This is a genomic window from Nocardioides halotolerans DSM 19273, assembly GCF_000422805.1.
Classification (GTDB): domain Bacteria; phylum Actinomycetota; class Actinomycetes; order Propionibacteriales; family Nocardioidaceae; genus Nocardioides; species Nocardioides halotolerans.
In genome coordinates, this window is sequence record NZ_AUGT01000009.1 from 522,722 (window position 1) to 541,516 (window position 18,795).

The 18,795-nt window shown below is 71.5% G+C and carries 17 protein-coding genes; 13 read left to right on the forward strand and 4 right to left on the reverse strand.

The genetic code is table 11. From position 1 onward, the window contains the following. Positions 1-32: 32 nt before the first annotated feature. The gene (locus G514_RS24400; protein WP_245582072.1) at positions 33-1,544 is read right to left on the reverse strand and encodes an MFS transporter; all 1,512 of its coding nucleotides are present in this window, start codon (positions 1,542-1,544) and stop codon (positions 33-35) included. A gap of 56 nt (positions 1,545-1,600) precedes the next feature. On the opposite strand from G514_RS24400, the gene G514_RS24405 reads away from it, so the two are divergent. Then, positions 1,601-2,392 (forward strand): DUF3027 domain-containing protein, encoded by a 792-nt coding sequence (locus G514_RS24405; protein ID WP_036563196.1) that lies wholly within the window; start codon positions 1,601-1,603, stop codon positions 2,390-2,392. A 285-nt stretch (positions 2,393-2,677) separates the two neighbouring features. Here G514_RS24405 and G514_RS0102365 read toward each other — a convergent pair whose 3' ends face one another. Continuing rightward, positions 2,678-2,974 carry a DUF2530 domain-containing protein gene (locus G514_RS0102365; protein WP_245582073.1) on the reverse strand — a complete coding sequence of 99 codons (297 nt, stop codon included), beginning with the start codon at positions 2,972-2,974 and terminating at the stop codon, positions 2,678-2,680. Positions 2,975-3,063: 89 nt separating this feature from the next. On the opposite strand from G514_RS0102365, the gene G514_RS0102370 reads away from it, so the two are divergent. The 10 genes from G514_RS0102370 to G514_RS24420 all read left to right on the forward strand — a co-directional run bounded on the left by G514_RS0102370 (position 3,064) and on the right by G514_RS24420 (position 15,200). Continuing rightward, positions 3,064-4,503, forward strand: a complete 1,440-nt coding sequence (locus tag G514_RS0102370) for an NCS2 family permease (protein WP_028650459.1) — start codon at positions 3,064-3,066, stop codon at positions 4,501-4,503. A gap of 96 nt (positions 4,504-4,599) precedes the next feature. Continuing rightward, positions 4,600-5,589 (forward strand): hypothetical protein, encoded by a 990-nt coding sequence (locus tag G514_RS0102375; RefSeq protein WP_157544561.1) that lies wholly within the window; start codon positions 4,600-4,602, stop codon positions 5,587-5,589. A gap of 110 nt (positions 5,590-5,699) precedes the next feature. Continuing rightward, a complete protein-coding gene (locus G514_RS0102380) occupies positions 5,700-6,149 on the forward strand; it encodes a MarR family winged helix-turn-helix transcriptional regulator (RefSeq protein WP_211222013.1) in 450 nt (149 codons plus the stop codon). 20 nt (positions 6,150-6,169) lie between these two features. Next, entirely contained in the window at positions 6,170-7,444 is a 1,275-nt protein-coding gene (locus G514_RS24410; RefSeq protein ID WP_036563197.1) for an MFS transporter, read from the forward strand. 168 nt (positions 7,445-7,612) lie between these two features. After that, positions 7,613-7,987 (forward strand): 30S ribosomal protein S12, encoded by a 375-nt coding sequence (gene rpsL / locus G514_RS0102390; RefSeq protein WP_028650462.1) that lies wholly within the window; start codon positions 7,613-7,615, stop codon positions 7,985-7,987. Beyond that, on the forward strand, positions 7,987-8,457 hold the full coding sequence (rpsG, locus tag G514_RS0102395; protein WP_028650463.1) for a 30S ribosomal protein S7: 471 nt from the start codon (positions 7,987-7,989) through the stop codon (positions 8,455-8,457). The genes rpsL and rpsG overlap by 1 nt, the downstream gene beginning before the upstream one ends. A 183-nt stretch (positions 8,458-8,640) precedes the next feature. Continuing rightward, complete coding sequence (gene fusA, locus G514_RS0102400) at positions 8,641-10,701, forward strand: elongation factor G (protein ID WP_425411426.1); 2,061 nt, start codon at positions 8,641-8,643, stop codon at positions 10,699-10,701. Between the two features lie 72 nt (positions 10,702-10,773). Continuing rightward, complete coding sequence (gene tuf, locus G514_RS0102405; RefSeq protein ID WP_028650465.1) at positions 10,774-11,967, forward strand: elongation factor Tu; 1,194 nt, start codon at positions 10,774-10,776, stop codon at positions 11,965-11,967. A 624-nt stretch (positions 11,968-12,591) separates the two neighbouring features. Then, complete coding sequence (locus G514_RS24415; protein WP_157544562.1) at positions 12,592-14,400, forward strand: ABC transporter ATP-binding protein; 1,809 nt, start codon at positions 12,592-12,594, stop codon at positions 14,398-14,400. Then, positions 14,397-15,200 (forward strand): serine/threonine-protein kinase, encoded by an 804-nt coding sequence (locus G514_RS24420; protein ID WP_051246510.1) that lies wholly within the window; start codon positions 14,397-14,399, stop codon positions 15,198-15,200. The genes G514_RS24415 and G514_RS24420 overlap by 4 nt, the downstream gene beginning before the upstream one ends. Here G514_RS24420 and G514_RS24425 read toward each other — a convergent pair. After that, positions 15,172-15,357, reverse strand: coding sequence for a hypothetical protein (locus tag G514_RS24425; protein WP_036563198.1), 186 nt, complete (start codon positions 15,355-15,357; stop codon positions 15,172-15,174). The two genes, G514_RS24420 and G514_RS24425, sit on opposite strands and share 29 nt — an antisense overlap. Here G514_RS24425 and G514_RS0102425 point away from each other — a divergent pair. Next, entirely contained in the window at positions 15,307-16,638 is a 1,332-nt protein-coding gene (locus tag G514_RS0102425; RefSeq protein ID WP_028650466.1) for a transaminase, read from the forward strand. The two genes, G514_RS24425 and G514_RS0102425, sit on opposite strands and share 51 nt — an antisense overlap. 17 nt (positions 16,639-16,655) lie before the next feature. After that, positions 16,656-17,393, forward strand: coding sequence for a tRNA (guanine(46)-N(7))-methyltransferase TrmB (gene trmB, locus G514_RS0102430; RefSeq protein ID WP_245582074.1), 738 nt, complete (start codon positions 16,656-16,658; stop codon positions 17,391-17,393). A gap of 33 nt (positions 17,394-17,426) precedes the next feature. On the opposite strand, the gene G514_RS24430 is transcribed toward trmB, so the two are convergent. Then, positions 17,427-18,746, reverse strand: coding sequence for an HNH endonuclease signature motif containing protein (locus G514_RS24430; protein ID WP_051246513.1), 1,320 nt, complete (start codon positions 18,744-18,746; stop codon positions 17,427-17,429). Positions 18,747-18,795 lie beyond the last annotated feature (49 nt).

Below are 18,795 nucleotides of genomic sequence, written 5' to 3' on the forward strand. Positions count from 1 at the left end.
GGTGAAACTGCCCCGAGGGCGCGCCCAGGCCCCTACCGCCGCCGCTGCACCGGCATCGGCTGGGTGTCGATGTCGGCCTGGGAAGCGCGTGACTGCGCGGCCAGCCGGCGCTGGCGGCGGGCGCGGGGCGCGGTGCTGAGGACGTACGCCGTCCACGCGGCCAGCGCGGCGAAGGCGACGGTGAGCCCGAGCCGGGGCGGGTCGAGCGGGAGCGCGATGCCGACGAACCCGCCCAGCACCCACGCCAGCTGGCAGGTCGTGTCGCTGCGGCCGAAGGCACTCGCCTGCACCTGGGTCGGGATGTCGCGCTGGATGGTGGCGTCGAGCGAGAACTTCGCCAGCGCCTGCGCCAGCCCCGCCACGAGGCCGAGGAGTGCGAGCGACCACACGCCGTAGAAGAGCGCCGCGAACAGGGCGGCCGCACCGTCGGCGACCAGGGCGAGCACGACCGCGAGCGCCGGGGTGAGGCGGCGCAGCATCGACGCGGCGAGGGTGCCCAGCACGCGGCCGAGCCCGGCGGCGCCGACGACGATGCCGATCATCACGCCCGGGCCGAACGTGCTGTCCGGTCGCACGTCGGGGTTGCGCAGCAGGAACGCCACGAACATCAGGAGGAAGCCGCTCAGGAACCACGGGCCGCAGTTGGCGCGCAGCGCGAAGGCCACCGGTCCGGGGATCCGGGTCCGCCGCCGGCCGCGCCGCGACGTGCTGCCCTCCTGGCCGCGCCAGGACAGCTCGCCCTCGCCCTCGCTGGAGTCCACGGCCGCAGGCAGCCGGATCGCGCAGACGGTCGCGATGACGAACAGCGCCGTCGCGTAGCGCAGCGACCACTCCGGCCCGGCCAGCGCCGCGAGCCCGGCGATCGGAGCCGAGACCGTCGCGCCCACGATGCCCGAGAGCGAGACCCGGCCGTTGGCCTTCACCAGCGTGAAGTCGCGGGGGAGGAGGCGGGGTACGGCGGCGGCCCGCGTGACGCCATAGGCCTTCGACGAGACCAGGACGCCGAGCGCGGCCGCGAAGACGAGCGCCGAGCCGCTCTCGATCGACGACGCCAGCGCCCAGCAGAGGAACGCGCGCACCGCCATCGTCGCACCGATCGCCCAGCGCCGGCCGTGCGCGAACCGGTCGAGGAACGGCCCGATCAACGGCGCCACGATCGCGAACGGCAGCATCGTCAGGCCGAGGAACAGCGCCACCTGGTCGCGGGCCTCGCCCGAGGGCACCTGGAAGAACAGGCTGCCGGCCAGCGAGATCGCGACCGCGGCGTCGCCGGCGGTGTTGAAGACGTGCATCTGGATCAGCCGGTGGAGACCCGACTCGGCGGCGCCCTCGGCCTCCGAGGCGCGCTTGGCCTGGGTCATCGTGAACCGGCTGGCCCGGGCGGTGCCGCGGCCCAGCGACCGCAGCCCACGGGCGGTCACCCGGGTGGTCGTCGCCACCCCGCGGCCGAGCTTGCGGGCCCGGTCGGCGGCCGACACGGACGGCGGCGCGACCGGCACCCCGTCGGGGTGCTCGTCCCTCCAGCGCTGCTGACCCTCCTCCACGGCCCCATCCTGCCCCAACCTGACACGACCCCAGCGGATCAGTCACACTTGCGCCCGTGACCACCCTCGCGACCCTGACCGCGCCCCGGGGCAGGGCCGACGCCGCGCTCGTCGCGGCCGTCGACGTCGCCCGCGCGGCGCTGCTCGAGGACGTCGACCCCGCCGACGTGGGCGACCACCTCGGCGCGACCAACGAGGGCGAGCGCGTGGTCACCCACCAGTTCGCCTGCACCCGTCGCGGCTACCTCGGCTGGCGCTGGTCGGTCACGATCACCCGCGCGCCGCGCCAGAAGACGGTCACGGTCGACGAGGTCGTGCTGATCCCGGGCGACGACGCGATCGTCGCCCCGGCGTGGGTGCCCTACCGCGACCGGATCCAGGCCGGCGACCTCTCGCCCGGCGACCTGCTGCCGGTCAGCGACGACGACCCGCGCCTGGTCCCGACGTACTCCTACGGCGACGACCCCCTCGACAGCGACGACAGGGCCCAGGTCCGGCAGGTCGCCCAGGACCTCGGCCTCGGCCGGGTGCGCACGCTCTCGGCCGAGGGTCGTGACCTCGCCGCACAGCGGTGGTACGACGGCGACGGCGGCCCGGACACCCCGCTGGCCCAGTCGGCGCCCCACCACTGCCACACCTGCGGCTTCCTGCTGCGCATCGCCGGCCCGCTCAGCGAGACGTTCGGGGTCTGCGCCAACGGCGACGCCAACGACGACGGGCGCGTGGTCAGCTTCGACCACGGGTGCGGTGCCCACTCCGAGGTGCGGCTGGCCAAGAGGCACGAGCCCCAGCCGTTGCCCGACCACGTCTTCGACACGCTCAGCACCGACGAGTTCGAGAGCTTCTGAGGGAGCGAGCAGCCGACCGCGAGGAACGAGCGGTCGGCGTGGGCGAGCGAAGGTCGAGCAAGCCCTGCGGGTGAGGAACGAACCCGCAACGGGCGGGTCGAGACCACCGCAGCCCGCGCTGGGACTCGATCACCGGCGGCGGGCACTCGCTGCGGTGATCTCGACAGGCTCGATCGGCGGTCGGTGAGCGGGGTGCCTCGCTGCGGGGATCTCGACAGGCTCGATCCGCGGTCGTCGAGCGGGTGCCTCGCTGCGGTGATCTCGACAGGCTCGATCAGCGGTGGCTCAGTCCGCGGCCTCGCCGGCAGCGCGCTCACGCCTGAGATTGCGCCGCCGACGGCAGTACTCGAGTCCGAACAGGCCGAGCCCGAAGCCGGCCAGGCAGGTCCACAGCCACCAGGTGTGGCCGTCGTCCTGGAGCCGGCCGTAGAACGGCAGCAGCGCGACGAACCCGATCAGCCAGGCGAGGGTGCCCACCTCGACGGTGCGGACGCCGTCCACGTCGAGGGGCTCGACGTCGGCGACGATGAAGGTGCGGCTGCCGATCTCGTGCTGCATCGGCTGGTCGTCGCGCAGGTCCACGTGGTCAGGCTAGTCGCCCAGGCAGAAGCGGGGCACGACATGCCGGGCGAGGTGTTCCGCCGGGGCCGTGGTTCTGGTTGGGTGCGGCCATGAGCTCGCAGACGACGGCGGGGGGCCGCTCCGGCCTCGACGGCTACTTCAAGATCACCGAGCGGGGGTCGACGGTCGCCACCGAGATCCGCGGCGGCATCGTCACGTTCTTCACGATGGGCTACATCGTCGTCCTCAACCCGCTGATCCTCGGCTACGCGACGGACGTCGACGGCAAGTACCTCGGGGGTGGCAGCGAGCCGAACCTCGCGGCGATCGCGGCCGGCACGGCCCTGGTCGCCGGCGTGCTGACCATCCTGATGGGCGTCGTGGCCAACTACCCGCTGGCGCTCGCGGCGGGCCTCGGGCTCAACGCCTTCGTCGCCTTCGCGATCGCCAGCCAGATGACGTGGGCCGACGCCATGGGCCTCGTGGTGATCGAGGGCGTGATCATCCTGGTGCTGGTGCTCACCGGCTTCCGGACCGCGGTCTTCCACGCGGTGCCGACCTCGCTCAAGACCGCGATCTCGGTCGGTATCGGCCTGTTCATCGCCCTCATCGGCTTCGTCGACGCGGGGTTCGTGGCGCGCATCCCCGACGCCGCCAACACCACGGTGCCGGTGCAGCTGGGGGCGACCGGTGTGCTGACCGGCTGGCCCGTGGTCGTGTTCGCCTTCGGGATGGTGCTGGTCATCGCGCTGTGGGTCCGCAAGATCAAGGGCGCCATCCTGATCTCGATCGTCGTGACGACGATCCTCGCGCTGGTCGTGGACGCGCTCGGGGCCGACAAGGGCTGGTCGCTCAACGAGCCGGCGTTCCCCGACGACGTCTTCGACACCCCCCACTTCGACACGCTGGGGCACTTCTCGCTGCTGGGCTCCTTCGACAGCATCGGCGTGGTCTCGACGCTCCTGCTGATCTTCACGCTGATGCTGGCCGACTTCTTCGACACCATGGGCACGATGACGGCGATCGGGGCCGAGGCCGGGCTGCTCGACGAGGACGGCGTGCCCCCGAACACCGAGCGGATCCTCGTGGTCGACTCCATCGCCGCGGCGGCGGGCGGCGCGGGTGGCGTCTCGTCGAACACCTCCTACATCGAGTCGGCCGCAGGCGTCGGCGAGGGGGCCCGCACGGGCGTGGCCTCGGTCGTGACGGGCGTGCTGTTCCTGCTGACGATCCTGATCGCGCCGCTGGTCGAGATGATCCCGTCGGAGGCGGCCGTCCCGGCGCTGGTGCTCGTCGGGTTCCTGATGATGCAGCAGGTCAGGGAGATCGACTGGGCCGACCTCGAGATCGCCATCCCGGCCTTCCTCACCATCGTGCTGATGCCGTTCACCTACTCGATCAGCGTCGGTATCGGGGCCGGCTTCATCGCCTACGTCGTCATCAAGCTGGTCGTCGGCAAGGCCGCGAAGGTGCACCCGCTGCTGTGGCTGGTCGCCGCGTCGTTCGTCATTTACTTCGCCATCGACCCGATCACTCGAGTGCTCACCTGACACAACCTTTTCGCCGAACCCCACGTCAAGGGAGGTAGGGCGCCGCTGCTTATGGTGGGTGGTGCCCTGTCAACCTCGTCAGTAGAAGGGTTCGTCATGACTCATGTCATCAAGCGCACCGCCGTAGCAGTGACGGCGGTCGCCGTCGCCGCTGGTGGTGTTCTCCTGGGTGCGCCCGCACAGGCCGTCCCCACCAGCACGACCCAGATCCGGTCGGGCGACCTCATCGCCCCGAGCGACACCGCCGACGGTGGCGTCCAGCAGTTCCTCCACCAGGGGGTGCACCTGCGGACCGTCAACAACACCGGCTACGCCCGCGGCACGTTCGCGGTCGGGGTGCCGCTCGCACAGGTCGCGACCGTCGACTTCACCTGGTACGGCACGGACTTCTCGCCTGGCATCAAGTACTACGTCGACGCAGACGCCGACGGCAAGATCGACGGCGAGCTCCGTGGCGAGGACGTCTACGGCGGCAAGGACGTCTGGCTGAACGGCGACACCCAGGACTACCCGGCGTCGGCGCTCCCGGACAACTACTTCGCCGACCACGCGCCGTGCACCGGCGCCACCCAGGCGCCTGGCGCCACCGACCCCTGCGGGTCCTCCGGTGCGTCCAAGCACGGCTCCCTGGCCGACTGGGCCAAGCTGCTGCAGGCCGCGACCGGCAAGGCGCCGGTCGTCGTCAACGGCGGCTGGTCGCTGACCGGCGCCGCGGCTGACGGCGTCCTGATCCAGATCACCTACGGTCCGGAGCAGTTCGTCTTCACCGACCTCGCGAAGGCCAAGGTCACGGTCGACGCCACCGCCAAGAAGGCCCAGATCAACCGGGGTCAGAAGGCCCGGATCCAGGGCCACGTGGAGCCGGCCGGCACCGGTGCCAAGGTCTCGCTCGAGGCGAAGATCAAGGGCAAGTGGACCGTGCTCAAGACCAAGGTCCTCGCGGCCAACGGCAACTTCAAGTTCGGTGACAAGCCCGCGAAGATGGGCGTGAACCGCTACCGCGTGCAGGTCACCGAGACCAACGCGACCATGTCGGCCAAGAGCAAGACGGTGAAGGTGCGCGTCATCCGTCACCACAGGCGCTAGCCACCGAAGCGCTCGACGCGAGCGGCCACCCCCGACCGGGGGTGGCCGCTCGTCCTGTTCGTGGGGTGCCCGCGGAATAGTTAGCCTAAGTAATGAGTTAGGCTAACGACATGCCCACTGTGGAGAAGGTTGCCCGCACCGACGCCGGTCTGGCGTCGGAGCTGCGCATGTCCGTGATGCGGCTGCGCCGCCGGCTCGCCAGCGAGCGCGACCCCGACAACGACCTCAGCCTCCCGGTCATGGCCGTCCTGGGCGCGCTGTTCCGCAGCGGCGAGCTCACCGTGGGCGAGCTCGCGGCCCAGGAGCGGGTGCAGCCGCCGACGATGACCCGCAAGGTCGCCTTCCTCGAGGAGGGCGGCTACATCACCCGCCGTGCGCACGAGACCGACGGCCGCGTCGTCCTGGTCACGCTGACGGAGCGGGGCCGTGACGTCGTGCTGGCCGACCGCACCCGACGCGACCGGTGGCTCTCCCGCCAGCTGCGCGACCTCAGCCCCGCGGACCGCGACGTGCTGCGCGCTGCCGCCCCGATCCTGAAGAACCTCGCCGAGCGAGACTGAGTACCTGAGTGAGCACCTGAGTGAGCCCCACCTTCCGAGCCCTGCGCAACCCGAACTACCGGCTCTACGTCGCCGGCAGCGTCGTGTCCAACACGGGCACCTGGATGCAGCGGGTCGCCCAGGACTGGCTGGTGCTGAGCCTGGCCGGCACCGGCGGCACCGAGCTCGGCATCACGACCGGGCTCCAGTTCCTGCCCACGCTCCTGCTGGCGCCGTACGCCGGCGTGGTCGCGGACCGCTTCCCCAAGCGCGTGCTGCTCCAGCTCACCCAGCTCGGTATGGCGGTCTCCGCGCTGGCGCTGGGCGCGATCGCCGTCAGCGGGCACGCCCAGGTGTGGATGGTCTACGCCCTGGCGTTCACGTTCGGCATCGCCGCCGCCTTCGACGCACCCACCCGCCAGTCGTTCGTGTCCGAGATGGTCGGTCCCGACGACCTCACCAACGCGGTCGGCCTCAACTCCGCGGCGTTCAACATCGCCCGCCTTCTGGGCCCGGCGCTGGCCGGTCTGCTCATCGGCGTCCTCGGCGGCGGAGCCCGCGCGTCGGGGTGGGTGATCCTGGTCAACGGCCTGTCGTACTTCGCGATCATCTGGCAGCTGCAGCGGATGGACACCCGCCTGCTCCACACCCCCGAGCCGCGCGGCCGTGCGCCCGGCATGCTCCTGGAGGGGATGCGCTACGTGCGCTCCCAGCCGAAGATGATGATGATCCTGGTGCTGGTGTTCTTCGCCGGGACCTTCGGGATGAACTTCCAGATCACCTCCGCCCTGATGGCCACCCAGGTCTTCGACAAGGGAGCCGGCGAGTTCGGCGTGCTCGGCTCGGCGCTCGCGATCGGCTCGCTCTCGGGAGCGCTGCTGGCCGCGCGGCGGCCCACCATCCGCCTCCGGCTGCTGCTCTTCGCCGCGACCGGCTTCGGCGTCGCCGAGATCGTCGCCGGGCTGCTGCCCTCCTACCTGGCCTTCGCCTGCTTCGCGCCGGTGATCGGCTTCTGCACCATCACCCTGCTCAACTCCGCCAACGCCACGATGCAGCTCTCGTCCGACCCGCTGCTGCGGGGCCGGGTGATGGCGCTCTACATGACCGTCGTCATGGGCGGCACGCCCCTGGGCGCGCCCGTGATCGGACTCATCGGCGAGCAGCTGGGCGCCCGGTGGACGCTGATCCTCGGCGGCGTGCTGGTGCTGGTCGGCGTCGGGCTGGCGGTGCTGGTGCTGCACCGCGTCGAACGCCGGGTGGCGACCCTCGCGCAGGCCGACGTCCGCCTTTTTGACCCTCTCACGGCCGCCCGGTAGGCTCGATCCTCGGTGTCTGGCTCGTCCAGGCACGTCGGCGTGCCCCTCTCCTGCCGGTTCTCACGGCGGGTCGGCAAGCGGCTGACAAGGCACAGGCAACAACGCACTACACCCGTGCCCGGCAAGGTGCCGGGCCGTGAGGGAAGAACAGAAAGGGAACCACTCGAGGTGCCCACCATCAATCAGCTGGTCCGCAAGGGCCGCCAGGACAAGGTGTCGAAGAACAAGACGCCTGCCCTGAAGGGTTCGCCCCAGCGACGCGGCGTCTGCACGCGCGTCTACACCACCACCCCGAAGAAGCCGAACTCCGCCCTCCGCAAGGTCGCCCGCGTGCGCCTGAGCAGCGGCGTCGAGGTCACGGCGTACATCCCGGGCGTGGGCCACAACCTCCAGGAGCACTCGATCGTGCTCGTCCGCGGCGGCCGGGTGAAGGACCTCCCCGGCGTCCGCTACAAGATCATCCGCGGCACCCTCGACACCCAGGGCGTCAAGAACCGCAAGCAGGCTCGCAGCCGCTACGGCGCGAAGAAGGAGAAGGGCTGATGCCTCGCAAGGGTCCGGCCCCGAAGCGGCCGCTCGACGTCGACCCGGTCTACGGGTCGCAGCTGGTCACCCAGCTCGTCTCCAAGGTGCTCCAGGACGGCAAGAAGCAGGTCGCCCAGCGCATCGTCTACGGCGCCCTCGAGGGCTGCCGAGAGAAGACCGGCACCGACCCCGTCGTCACGCTCAAGCGTGCGATGGACAACGTCAAGCCGGCCATCGAGGTCAAGTCGCGCCGCGTGGGTGGTGCGACCTACCAGGTCCCGATCGAGGTCAAGGGCACGCGCGGCACCACGCTCGCGCTGCGCTGGCTGGTCGGCTACGCCCAGGACCGTCGCGAGAAGACGATGGCCGAGCGCCTCATGAACGAGATCCTCGACGCCTCCAACGGCCTCGGTGCCGCGGTGAAGAAGCGCGAGGACACCCACAAGATGGCCGAGTCCAACAAGGCCTTCGCCCACTACCGCTGGTGACCGCGCGGGCCGGGTCCTGACGGAACAAACGACCACCTGGTCGGCGTTCTCCCGGGGCCCGGACCGGACTCGGTTCCCCGGGCTTCACGCACGTGACGTGCACCTCAGACCAAAGGGACGGAAGACACCAACGTGGCTGTCGACATCACCACTGACCTCAACAAGGTCCGCAACATCGGCATCATGGCGCACATCGACGCCGGCAAGACCACCACCACCGAGCGCATCCTCTTCTACACCGGCATCAACTACAAGATCGGTGAGGTCCACGAGGGCGCGGCCACGATGGACTGGATGGAGCAGGAGCAGGAGCGCGGCATCACGATCACGTCCGCCGCGACGACCTGCTGGTGGAAGGACCACCAGATCAACATCATCGACACCCCCGGGCACGTCGACTTCACCGCCGAGGTCGAGCGCTCGCTGCGCGTCCTCGACGGCGCCGTCGCGGTCTTCGACGGTGTCGCCGGTGTCGAGCCGCAGACGATGACCGTGTGGCGCCAGGCCAACAAGTACGCCGTGCCGCGCATGTGCTTCGTCAACAAGCTCGACCGCACCGGTGCCGACTTCTTCCACTGCGTCGACATGATGGTCGACCGGCTCAACTCCACCCCGCTCGTGCTGCAGCTGCCCATCGGCGCCGAGTCCGACTTCCTCGGTGTGGTCGACCTGGTCGGCATGCGCGCGCTGACCTGGCGCGGCGAGACCAAGATCGGCGAGGACTACGACGTCGAGGAGATCCCGGCGGAGCTCGAGGCGCAGGCCGCGGAGTACCGCGAGAAGCTCCTCGAGACGCTCGCCGAGGCCGACGACGCGGTGATGGAGAAGTACCTCGAGGGTGAGGAGCTCACCGTCGAGGAGCTCGAGGCCGCGATCCGTCGCGCCACCCTGGCCGACAAGCTCAACCCGGTCCTGTGCGGCACGGCGTTCAAGAACAAGGGCGTCCAGCCCCTGCTCGACGCGGTCGTCAAGTACCTCCCGTCGCCGCTCGACATCGACGCGATCGTCGGCCACAAGCCGAACGACGAGTCCGTCGAGATCTCGCGCAAGCCCTCCGACAGCGAGCCGTTCTCGGGCCTGGCCTACAAGATCGCCAGCGACCCGCACCTCGGCAAGCTGATCTACGTCCGCGTCTACTCGGGCAAGCTCGAGGCCGGCTCGACCGTGGTCAACTCGGTCAACGGCAAGAAGGAGCGGATCGGCAAGGTCTACCAGATGCACGCCAACAAGCGTGAGGAGATCTCGTCGGTCGGCGCCGGCCAGATCGTGGCCGTCATGGGCCTGAAGGACACCAAGACCGGACACACCCTGAGCGACCCCGCCAACCAGGTCGTGCTCGAGTCGATGACGTTCCCGGCCCCGGTGATCGAGGTCGCGATCGAGCCCAAGACCAAGGGCGACCAGGAGAAGCTCGGCACCGCGATCCAGCGGCTCTCCGACGAGGACCCGACGTTCACCGTCAAGTCCGACGAGGAGACCGGCCAGACGATCATCGCCGGCATGGGCGAGCTCCACCTGGAGATCCTCGTCGACCGGATGAAGCGCGAGTTCCGCGTCGAGGCGACCGTCGGCAAGCCGCAGGTGGCCTACCGCGAGACGATCCGCAACAAGGTCGAGAACCACAGCTACACGCACAAGAAGCAGACCGGTGGTTCGGGCCAGTTCGCGAAGGTCATCATCACGATCGAGCCGAGCATCGACCCCGAGACCGGCACCGGTGCGGGCTACGAGTTCGTCAACAACGTGTCCGGTGGCCGCGTCCCCCGCGAGTACATCCCGTCGGTGGACCAGGGCGCCCAGGAGGCCATGGAGTTCGGCGTGCTCGCCGGCTACCCGATGGTCGACGTGAAGATGACGCTCGAGGACGGCGCCTACCACGACGTCGACTCCTCGGAGCTGGCGTTCAAGATCGCAGGCAACCAGGCCTTCAAGGAGGCCGCGCGCAAGGCCCGTCCGGTCCTGCTGGAGCCGATGTTCAAGGTGGAGGTGACGACCCCCGAGTCGTTCCTCGGCACCGTCATCGGCGACCTCAACAGCCGGCGCGGCCAGATCCAGGCCCAGGAGGAGCGGCACGGTGACATGGTCATCAACGCCCTTGTGCCGCTGTCAGAGATGTTCGGGTACGTTGGCGACTTGAGGTCCAAGACCTCGGGTCAGGCTTCGTACTCGATGGAGTTCGACTCGTACGCCGAGGTCCCGCAGGGCATCGCCGACGAGATCATCAAGAAGGTCCGCGGCGAGTAATTCGGCGCACGACCCTCGGCACCACCCACGCAAGTACGAGTCCCTAGATTACGCAACCAGGAGGAGCCCACAGTGGCTAAGGCGAAGTTCGAGCGGACCAAGCCGCACGTCAACATCGGCACGATCGGTCACATCGACCACGGCAAGACGACGCTGACCGCTGCGATCACCAAGGTCCTGCACGACAAGCACCCGGACATCAACCCGTTCACGCCCTTCGACGAGATCGACAAGGCTCCCGAGGAGCGTCAGCGCGGCATCACGATCTCGATCGCGCACGTCGAGTACCAGACCGAGGCGCGTCACTACGCCCACGTCGACTGCCCGGGCCACGCGGACTACATCAAGAACATGATCACCGGCGCGGCCCAGATGGACGGCGCGATCCTCGTGGTCGCCGCCACCGACGGTCCGATGCCCCAGACGCGTGAGCACGTCCTCCTGGCCCGCCAGGTCGGCGTCCCCGCGCTGGTCGTCGCGCTCAACAAGTGCGACATGGTCGACGACGAGGAGCTCATCGAGCTCGTCGAGATGGAGGTGCGCGAGCTCCTCTCCGAGTACGAGTTCCCCGGCGACGACATCCCCGTGGTGCGCGTGGCCGCCTTCCCGGCGCTCAACGGCGACGAGAAGTGGGGCGAGTCGGTCTTCGAGCTCATGAGCGCGGTGGACGACTACATCCCGACCCCGGAGCGCGACACCGACAAGCCGTTCCTCATGCCCGTCGAGGACGTCTTCACGATCACCGGTCGCGGCACGGTCATCACCGGCCGCATCGAGCGGGGCATCGTGAAGGTCAACGAGGAGGTCGAGATCATCGGCATCCGCGACTCGTCGCAGAAGACCACGGTCACCGGCGTCGAGATGTTCCGCAAGCTGCTCGACGAGGGCCAGGCGGGCGAGAACGTCGGTCTCCTGCTCCGCGGCACCAAGCGCGAGGACGTCGAGCGCGGCATGGTCGTGATCAAGCCGGGCACGACCACCCCGCACACCAACTTCGAGGCCTCGGTCTACATCCTCTCGAAGGAGGAGGGCGGCCGTCACACGCCGTTCTTCAACAACTACCGTCCGCAGTTCTACTTCCGGACCACCGACGTCACCGGCGTCGTCACGCTGCCCGAGGGGACCGAGATGGTCATGCCGGGCGACAACACCGAGATGTCGGTCGAGCTGATCCAGCCGATCGCCATGGAGGACGGCCTGCGCTTCGCGATCCGTGAGGGCGGCCGCACCGTCGGTGCCGGCCGGGTCACCAAGATCACGAAGTAGTCACCGAACGCAGCGAAGCCCCCGAGTCAGCCGCAAGGCTGACGAGGGGGCTTCGTCGCGTCCGGAAGCGTCTCGGGACCGAGCCGAGTCGGCGCTACTGCTGCTTCACGCGCGCAGCGACCCGCGTCCTCGCTGGTCGAGTTGGTCGCGCAGCGACCGGCGTCCTCGCTGGTTGAGGAGGTCGCGCAGCGACCGGCGTCCTCGCTGGTTGAGGAGGTCGCGCAGCGACCGTCTCGAAACCTCGTACGCCGGGGCAGCGACGCAAGCGCGCCCCCTTCCGAGACGCTGATGCGCACGCTCCTCAACCAGCGGGGCGAGGCTCTCCCAAGTGGTGCAACGTTCAATGAGAGCCCTCTCACCGCGGCCTCACGGTGACCTCACGGTGCGACGGCACGGTTCGTGGTGTCAGAAGCAGCACTCGCACCATCACCACGGAGGCACCACCATGGCTCGCTCGCACCTTCTCAAGGCGCTCCGCCCGGCCCGCGTCACCGGTCGGCACGGCCGTCGGCACGGCGGTCGGCACGGCCGCTCGCACACCGGCACAAACACCAACACGGGGACCGGCACCGGCACCCGTACCCGCACCCGCACGCGCGGCTGACGGGGCGGAGGATCCGCACCGTGAACGACGCCACGAGGGCGGGCCGCACGGCCCGCCCTCGCGGCCGTCGCCTCATGGACCTGCTCCGGCCCGCGCCGGACGCCACGCCGTTCGTCGGCGCGGCACCTCCGATGACGGTCGGCCAGGTGGCGCGGCGCTTCTGGCCCGACGTGCGGCCGCTGCGCTGGTGGCTGGCCCTGCTCGTCGGGCTCCTGGCCGGCGCTCCGCTCATCGCGGTGCTCGAGGTCCTGCTGTTCCAGGAGCTGGTCGACGAGGTGCTGGTCCCGGCCACGCTGGGCCCGCTGGCGTGGATCGCGGCGCTGTTCGTCGGGCTCAACCTGCTCAGCGCCGTCATCTCCGGTGTCGACGACTACCTCTCGACCTGGATCTCCCAGAGGTTCCTGGTCGGGCTGCGCACGAAGGTGTTCGCCCACGTGCTGGCCCACCCCAGCCACGTCCACGACCGCAACCGGCTCGGCGACACGATGTCGCGGCTCACCTCCGACACGGCCGCGGTCGAGTCGTTCATGATCGGCCAGTTCGCGCGCGGGACCGGCGCCGTGCTCCGGCTGGCGATCTACGCCGGAGCGCTGTTCTGGCTCCAGTGGCAGCTCGCGCTCGCCGCGCTGGTCGCCGCCCCGCTGCTCTGGTGGGTCGCGACCCACTTCTCGCGCCTGGTCAAGGACGTCTCCCGCGAGCGCCGCCGCCGCGCCGGCTCGCTCAGCGCGATCACCGAGGAGCGGCTGTCCAACGCGGCGCTCGTCCAGACCTACAACCGCGAGGCCGACGCGGTCGCCGACTACCACGAGCAGACGCTGGCGATCGCGTCGGCGGAGCTGGTCGGCGCGCGGATCCGGGCGGCGTTCCTGCCCCTGGCCGACCTGGCCGAGCTGGTCGGGACCCTCGCAGTCATCGCGCTCGGCACCTGGGCGCTGGCGACCGACCGGCTGACGCTCGGCGGGCTGATGGCGTTCCTGGCGCTGCTGGTGCAGTGCTACTCGCCGCTGCGCACCCTCGGCAACCTGCTCCCGGCCCTCTACTCCGCCGCCGCCGGCGTCGAGAGGATGGTCGAGCTGCTCGACGAGCCCCTGCCCCAGGACGCCCCGGGCGCACGCGACCTCGTCGACGTACGCGGCGGCGTCGAGCTCTCCGGAGTGCGGGTGCGCTACCCCGGCGCCGCCCGCGACGCCCTCCAGCGCGCGTCGTTGCGCGTCGAGCCCGGTGAGCTCGTCGCGCTGGTCGGGCCGAGCGGCGCCGGCAAGTCGACGGTGGCCCGGCTGCTCACCCGGCACGTCGAGGCCGCCGAGGGCGTGGTGCGCGTCGACGGACACGACCTCCGCGACCTGACGGCCAGGTCGGTGCGCGAGGCGGTCACGCTGGTGCCGCAGGAGACGGCGCTCATGGATGCCACGATCGCGGCCAACGTCGGCTTCGGCCGCCCCTCCGCCGGGCGTGCGGCGATCGAGGAGGCCGCGCGCCGCGCCGACGCGGACGCCTTCGTCAGGCTGCTGCCCGACGGCTACGACACCCGCGTCGGCCAGCGCGGCCGCAGCCTCAGCGGTGGGCAGCGGCAGCGGATCGCCGTGGCCCGGGCGCTGCTCAGGGACGCCCCCATCCTCTTCCTCGACGAGCCCACGACCGGGCTGGACGCCGCGACCTCGCGGCGGCTGCTGGACGCCGTCGCGCGGCACCGCGCCGGTCGCACGGTGATCATCGCGACGCACGACCCGGTCGCCCTGGAGTACGTCGACCGGGTGGTCACGCTCGACGACTCCGGCCCTGCCGCTCCGGACGACACCCGACCGGTGGCAGTGGGAGGCCGCCGGTGATCCCCCCGACCGTCGAGCCGGGGCTGGTGCCGGTCGGCCGCGAGGTGCTGACGGGCTACCGGGTCGAGGCGCTGCTCGCCCGCGGTGGCCGGGTCGACACCTACGACGTCACCAGCCTCGAGCGCGACTGCCGCGCCGTGGTCAAGGTGCTGCGCCCCGACCGGGTCGGCGACGAGCACGTGCGTGCCGCCGTGCTCACCGAGGGTGCGCTGCTGACTACGCTCGACCACCCGCACCTGGTCCGCGGCTACGAGTTCGTCGCCGTACCCCGCCCCGCGCTGGTGCTCGAGACGCTCCCGGGTGCGACCCTGGCCGCTCTCCTCGACGACGGGCGGCTGGGCGTCGCGGACACCGCCCTCCTCGGCCGCCAGCTCGTCTCGGTCGTGGGCTACCTGCACCGGCACGGCTGGGTGCACCTCGACGTGAAGCCGGACAACGTCGTCGTGCAGGAGGGCAGGGCCGTGCTCATCGACCTCGGCCTGGCCACCCGTCCCGGGCGGATCGAGCGGGGGATGGGCACCGACGGCTACGCCGCGCCCGAGCAGGACGCCGGCGGCGTGGTCTCGCCGGCGACCGACGTGTGGGGGCTCGCCGCCACCCTGGTCGAGTGCCTCACCGGCCGCGCTCCCGGTCGCGCGGCAGACCTCCGGGGCGTGGCCTCCGACCTGCGACCGCTGCTCGCCGACTGCCTCCAACTCGATCCCGGTCGGCGACCACACCTCGACGAGGTGCGCTCCCGTCTCGACGACCTGCTCGCCGCGCCGCCGCGGCTCAGCTGGACGAGCTGGCTGCGACGATGAGGAGGACGACGACGGCCGCCACGCAGAGCAGCAGCGCGACGCCGATGAGCGCGGTGCCGACGATCCCGCAGATGCGCCCCGCGTTGGCCGCCGAACGGCCGCCCAGCTGACCGTTGCTGGCGTCGATCTCGAGGAGGCCCGCTTCGACGCCGACCACCCGCGCTCGGCCGCGCTCGCCGAGGACCAGCGCCGCAGCCTGCTGGCCGGCGTGCCGATGCCGTGGATGACGAGGTGGCCGGGCTCGTTCCCGGTCTCGGTCGCCGAGGCGCAGGGCGGCCGGCTCGTCGACGTCGACGGGCGCGAGTACGTCGACCTGTGCCTGGGCGACACCGGCGCGATGACCGGCCACGCGCTGCCCGCGGTGACGGAGGCGGTCTCGGCCCGCCTCGCGACCGGTGCGACCGCCATGCTCCCGTCGACCGACGCGGCCTGGGTCGGCGCCGAGCTGGGGCGGCGGTTCGGGCTCCCCCTGTGGCAGCTCGCGATCTCGGCGACGGACGCCAACCGGTTCGTGCTCCGCTTCGCGCGGCACCTGACCGGCAGGCCGCGGGTCGCAGTGATGGACTGGTGCTACCACGGCACCGTCGACGAGACGCTCGCCGTGCTCGACCCCTCGGGCGACGTGGTCGCCCGCCCCGGGGCGCTCGGACCGCAGGCCGACGTCGCGGCCACCACGGCGGTGGTGCCCTTCAACGACCTCGACGCGCTCGACCGGCGGCTGGCGCGCGGTGACGTGGCGTGCCTGCTGATGGAGCCCGCGCTCACCAACATCGGCATCGTCCTCCCGGAGGAGGGCTACTCGGCGGAGGTCCGCAAGATCACCCGGCGGCACGGCGTGCTGCTGGTCATCGACGAGACGCACACCATGTGCGCCGGCCCCGGCGGGTGCACCGCGGCCTGGGGTCTCGAACCCGACCTGCTCGTGGTCGGCAAGGCCATCGGCGGCGGCATCCCGTGCGCGGCGTACGGCCTCTCCGCCGAGGTGGCCGAGCGGCTCTCGGGGCCGATGCTCGGCCACGAGATCGACGTCGCGGGCGTCGGCGGCACCCTGACCGGCAGCGCGCTCGCGCTGGCCGCGATCAGGTCGACGCTGACCCACGCCCTGCGCGAGGAGGACTTCGCGGTCGCGGTCCCGCTGGCCGAGCGGTTCACCGCCGGCGTCGCCGGGGTGATCGAGGAACTCGGGTTGCCGTGGCACGTCCAGCGGCTGGGCTGCCGGGCGGAGTACTGGTTCTGCCCGCCGCCTCGCGACGGCGCCGCGGCGGCCGCCGCCGTCGACGAGGACCTCGAGGGCTTCCTCCACCTGTGGTGCCTGAACCGCGGCGTGCTCCTCACGCCGTTCCACAACATGGCGCTGTTCTGCCCGTCGCACACCGAGGCGGACGTCGACCGGCACACCGAGGTGTTCGCGGAGGCGCTGGCCGCCCTGACCTCATGAGTCGCCACACTGGTCGGATGGAGCCTGGACGGATGGACGAGCGCGTCACCCCCGCCCGCCCGCACCACAAGCTGACGCCCGACGGCCGCCGGATGCGGGAGGTGCTGAGCTACTCCCGCCGCGGCAACCGGTTCACCCCGCAGCAGGCGGCGGCGTGGGCGGCCCACCACGAGGACTGGGTGATCCCCGACGAGGCGGCCGACCGGCCGGGGTTCTCCCTCGCGGAGTGGTTCGGCCGCGAGGCGCCGCTGGTCGTGGAGATCGGCTCGGGGGTGGGTGAGGCCACCGCCGCCCTGGCCGCCGCCCGACCGGAGTGCGACGTGCTGGCCCTGGAGGTCTGGCGCCCCGGGGTCGCCGACACGCTCTGGAAGCTGCACGAGGCCGGCGCCACCAACGTGCGGCTGATGGGGGTCGACGCCGTGTGGTCGCTCGAGCACCTCGTCGCGCCGGGCGGGCTCGCCGAGCTCTGGACGTTCTTCCCCGACCCGTGGCCCAAGACCCGGCACCGCAAGCGGCGCCTGGTGGACGCGCCGTTCGCGCGGCTGGCGGCGGGCCGGCTGGCACCGGGCGCCACCTGGCGGCTGGCCACCGACTGGTCCGACTACGCGGTGCAGATGCGCGAGGTGCTCGACGCGGAGCCGACGCTCGAGGGCGGACCGGTGCCGCGGTGGGAGGAACGGCCGGTCACGCGCTTCGAGCGCAAGGGCCTCGAGGCAGGCCGCGAGATCGCCGACTTCGCCTACCGACGGGTGTGACACGGGCGCCCTGCCGCCGCCGAGTCGGTGGGCTCACTCCCGCCGGGGCCGGTGGCGGATCCAGGCGGGCGGGTCCTGGCTGGCAAGACGGCGGGGCGGGAGGAACTCCGGACGGCCGTCCGCCTCGCTGAGGCGGACCTGCCACGGGCTGTGGTGCAGGACCGAGTGGTGGGCGCCGCAGACCAGCACGAGGTTGTCGAGGCAGGTGGTGCCGCCGTCGACCCAGTGCACGACGTGGTGCGCGTGGCACATGACAGGCGGACGCGTGCAGCCGGGGAAGGTGCAGTGCCGGTCGCGGGCCACCAGAGCCCGCCAGAGCGCGGCGGTGACGAGCCGGGAGGAACGTCCGACGTCGAGCACCTCGCCGTCGCTGCCGAGGCAGACCGGCACCACGTCGGCGTCGCAGGCGAGACGACGCACGGCGGCCACGGACAGGCGCAGGCCGTCGTCCGTGCAGGCCTCGCCACGGGGATCCAGCCCCACTCCCGTGGCCAGCAGCCGGTAGTCGATGGTCACGGCGACCCGTGGTCGCGCCCCGTGCGACGCCGGCGCTTGGTCGGTGTCGAGGGCGTGCTGGGCGAGCTGGACCAATGCGTCGAACATGCGCGCACCGTGGTCGCGCGGGTCGGCCTGGCTGTCGCAGCCCGGTGCGTCGGGATCGACGGCCGGGGCCGGCCTGGTCAGGGGCAGGAGCGCCGCACGAAGCACGGCGCCCGACTCGGCGCTGCCGCGGCCCTTGATGCGAACGCCGCCGGCGCCGTCGTCGGTGACCGAGAGGAACCGGCCGGCGTGCGCGGCTCGCTCCTCGCGAGCGAGGGCGGCCTCGTCGCGGCGCTCGGTACGATCGGGATCGACGACGTCGGCCAGGTGGCGCGCCGTGCGCGCGAGGTCGGTGGCGTTGAGCCGGCGGGCCTCGTCGAGGAGGACCTGCTCGCCCCGCGCCCGGAGCGCTGGGCTCGACGGCAGCACGTCGACCGCGTCGCAGATGATGGCGGCCTGGGTGTCCGACACGTGGCCGCTGTGCAGGGCGGACAGGGTCTCGGGTCGCTCGGTCACCAGCTGGAGCGCGTGGACCACCGCGCGGCGCCCCTCGCGACGGGTCAGGCCCGCAAGGTGGGTGAACCAGTCGGACGTCGAGCCCCAGTGCAGCCGCTTGCGGGCGAGGTCGCGCGCGTCGGTCTCCACGAGCAGGCGTGCCTCGAGCGCCGCGAGAGCGCCCTTCAGGGTCTGGATCGCAGCGAGACCGTCGAGCAGCTCGTCGTCCGAGAACCCGGCAGCCACACGCCCGTCGAGGACCTGCAGCCGGACGCGGGCGTCCGCGAGCACCGCGGTCGGCGAGGCGACTGCATCCATGAGCAGGACTCCGAGATCGGCGGCTCTGCCCGGGGACCGACCCACCGGG

Bases quoted from the DNA above. Each gene is read 5' to 3' on its own strand.
- G514_RS0102380 (WP_211222013.1), top strand. From the start codon at position 5,700: ATGCCCACTGTGGAGAAGGTTGCCCGCACCGACGCCGGTCTGGCGTCG.
- rpsG (WP_028650463.1), top strand. From the start codon at position 7,987: ATGCCTCGCAAGGGTCCGGCCCCGAAGCGGCCGCTCGACGTCGACCCG.
- G514_RS0102375 (WP_157544561.1), top strand. From the start codon at position 4,600: ATGACTCATGTCATCAAGCGCACCGCCGTAGCAGTGACGGCGGTCGCC.
- trmB (WP_245582074.1), top strand. From the start codon at position 16,656: ATGGAGCCTGGACGGATGGACGAGCGCGTCACCCCCGCCCGCCCGCAC.
- G514_RS0102370 (WP_028650459.1), top strand. From the start codon at position 3,064: ATGAGCTCGCAGACGACGGCGGGGGGCCGCTCCGGCCTCGACGGCTAC.
- fusA (WP_425411426.1), top strand. From the start codon at position 8,641: ATGGCGCACATCGACGCCGGCAAGACCACCACCACCGAGCGCATCCTC.
- G514_RS24430 (WP_051246513.1), bottom strand. From the start codon at position 18,746: ATGGATGCAGTCGCCTCGCCGACCGCGGTGCTCGCGGACGCCCGCGTC.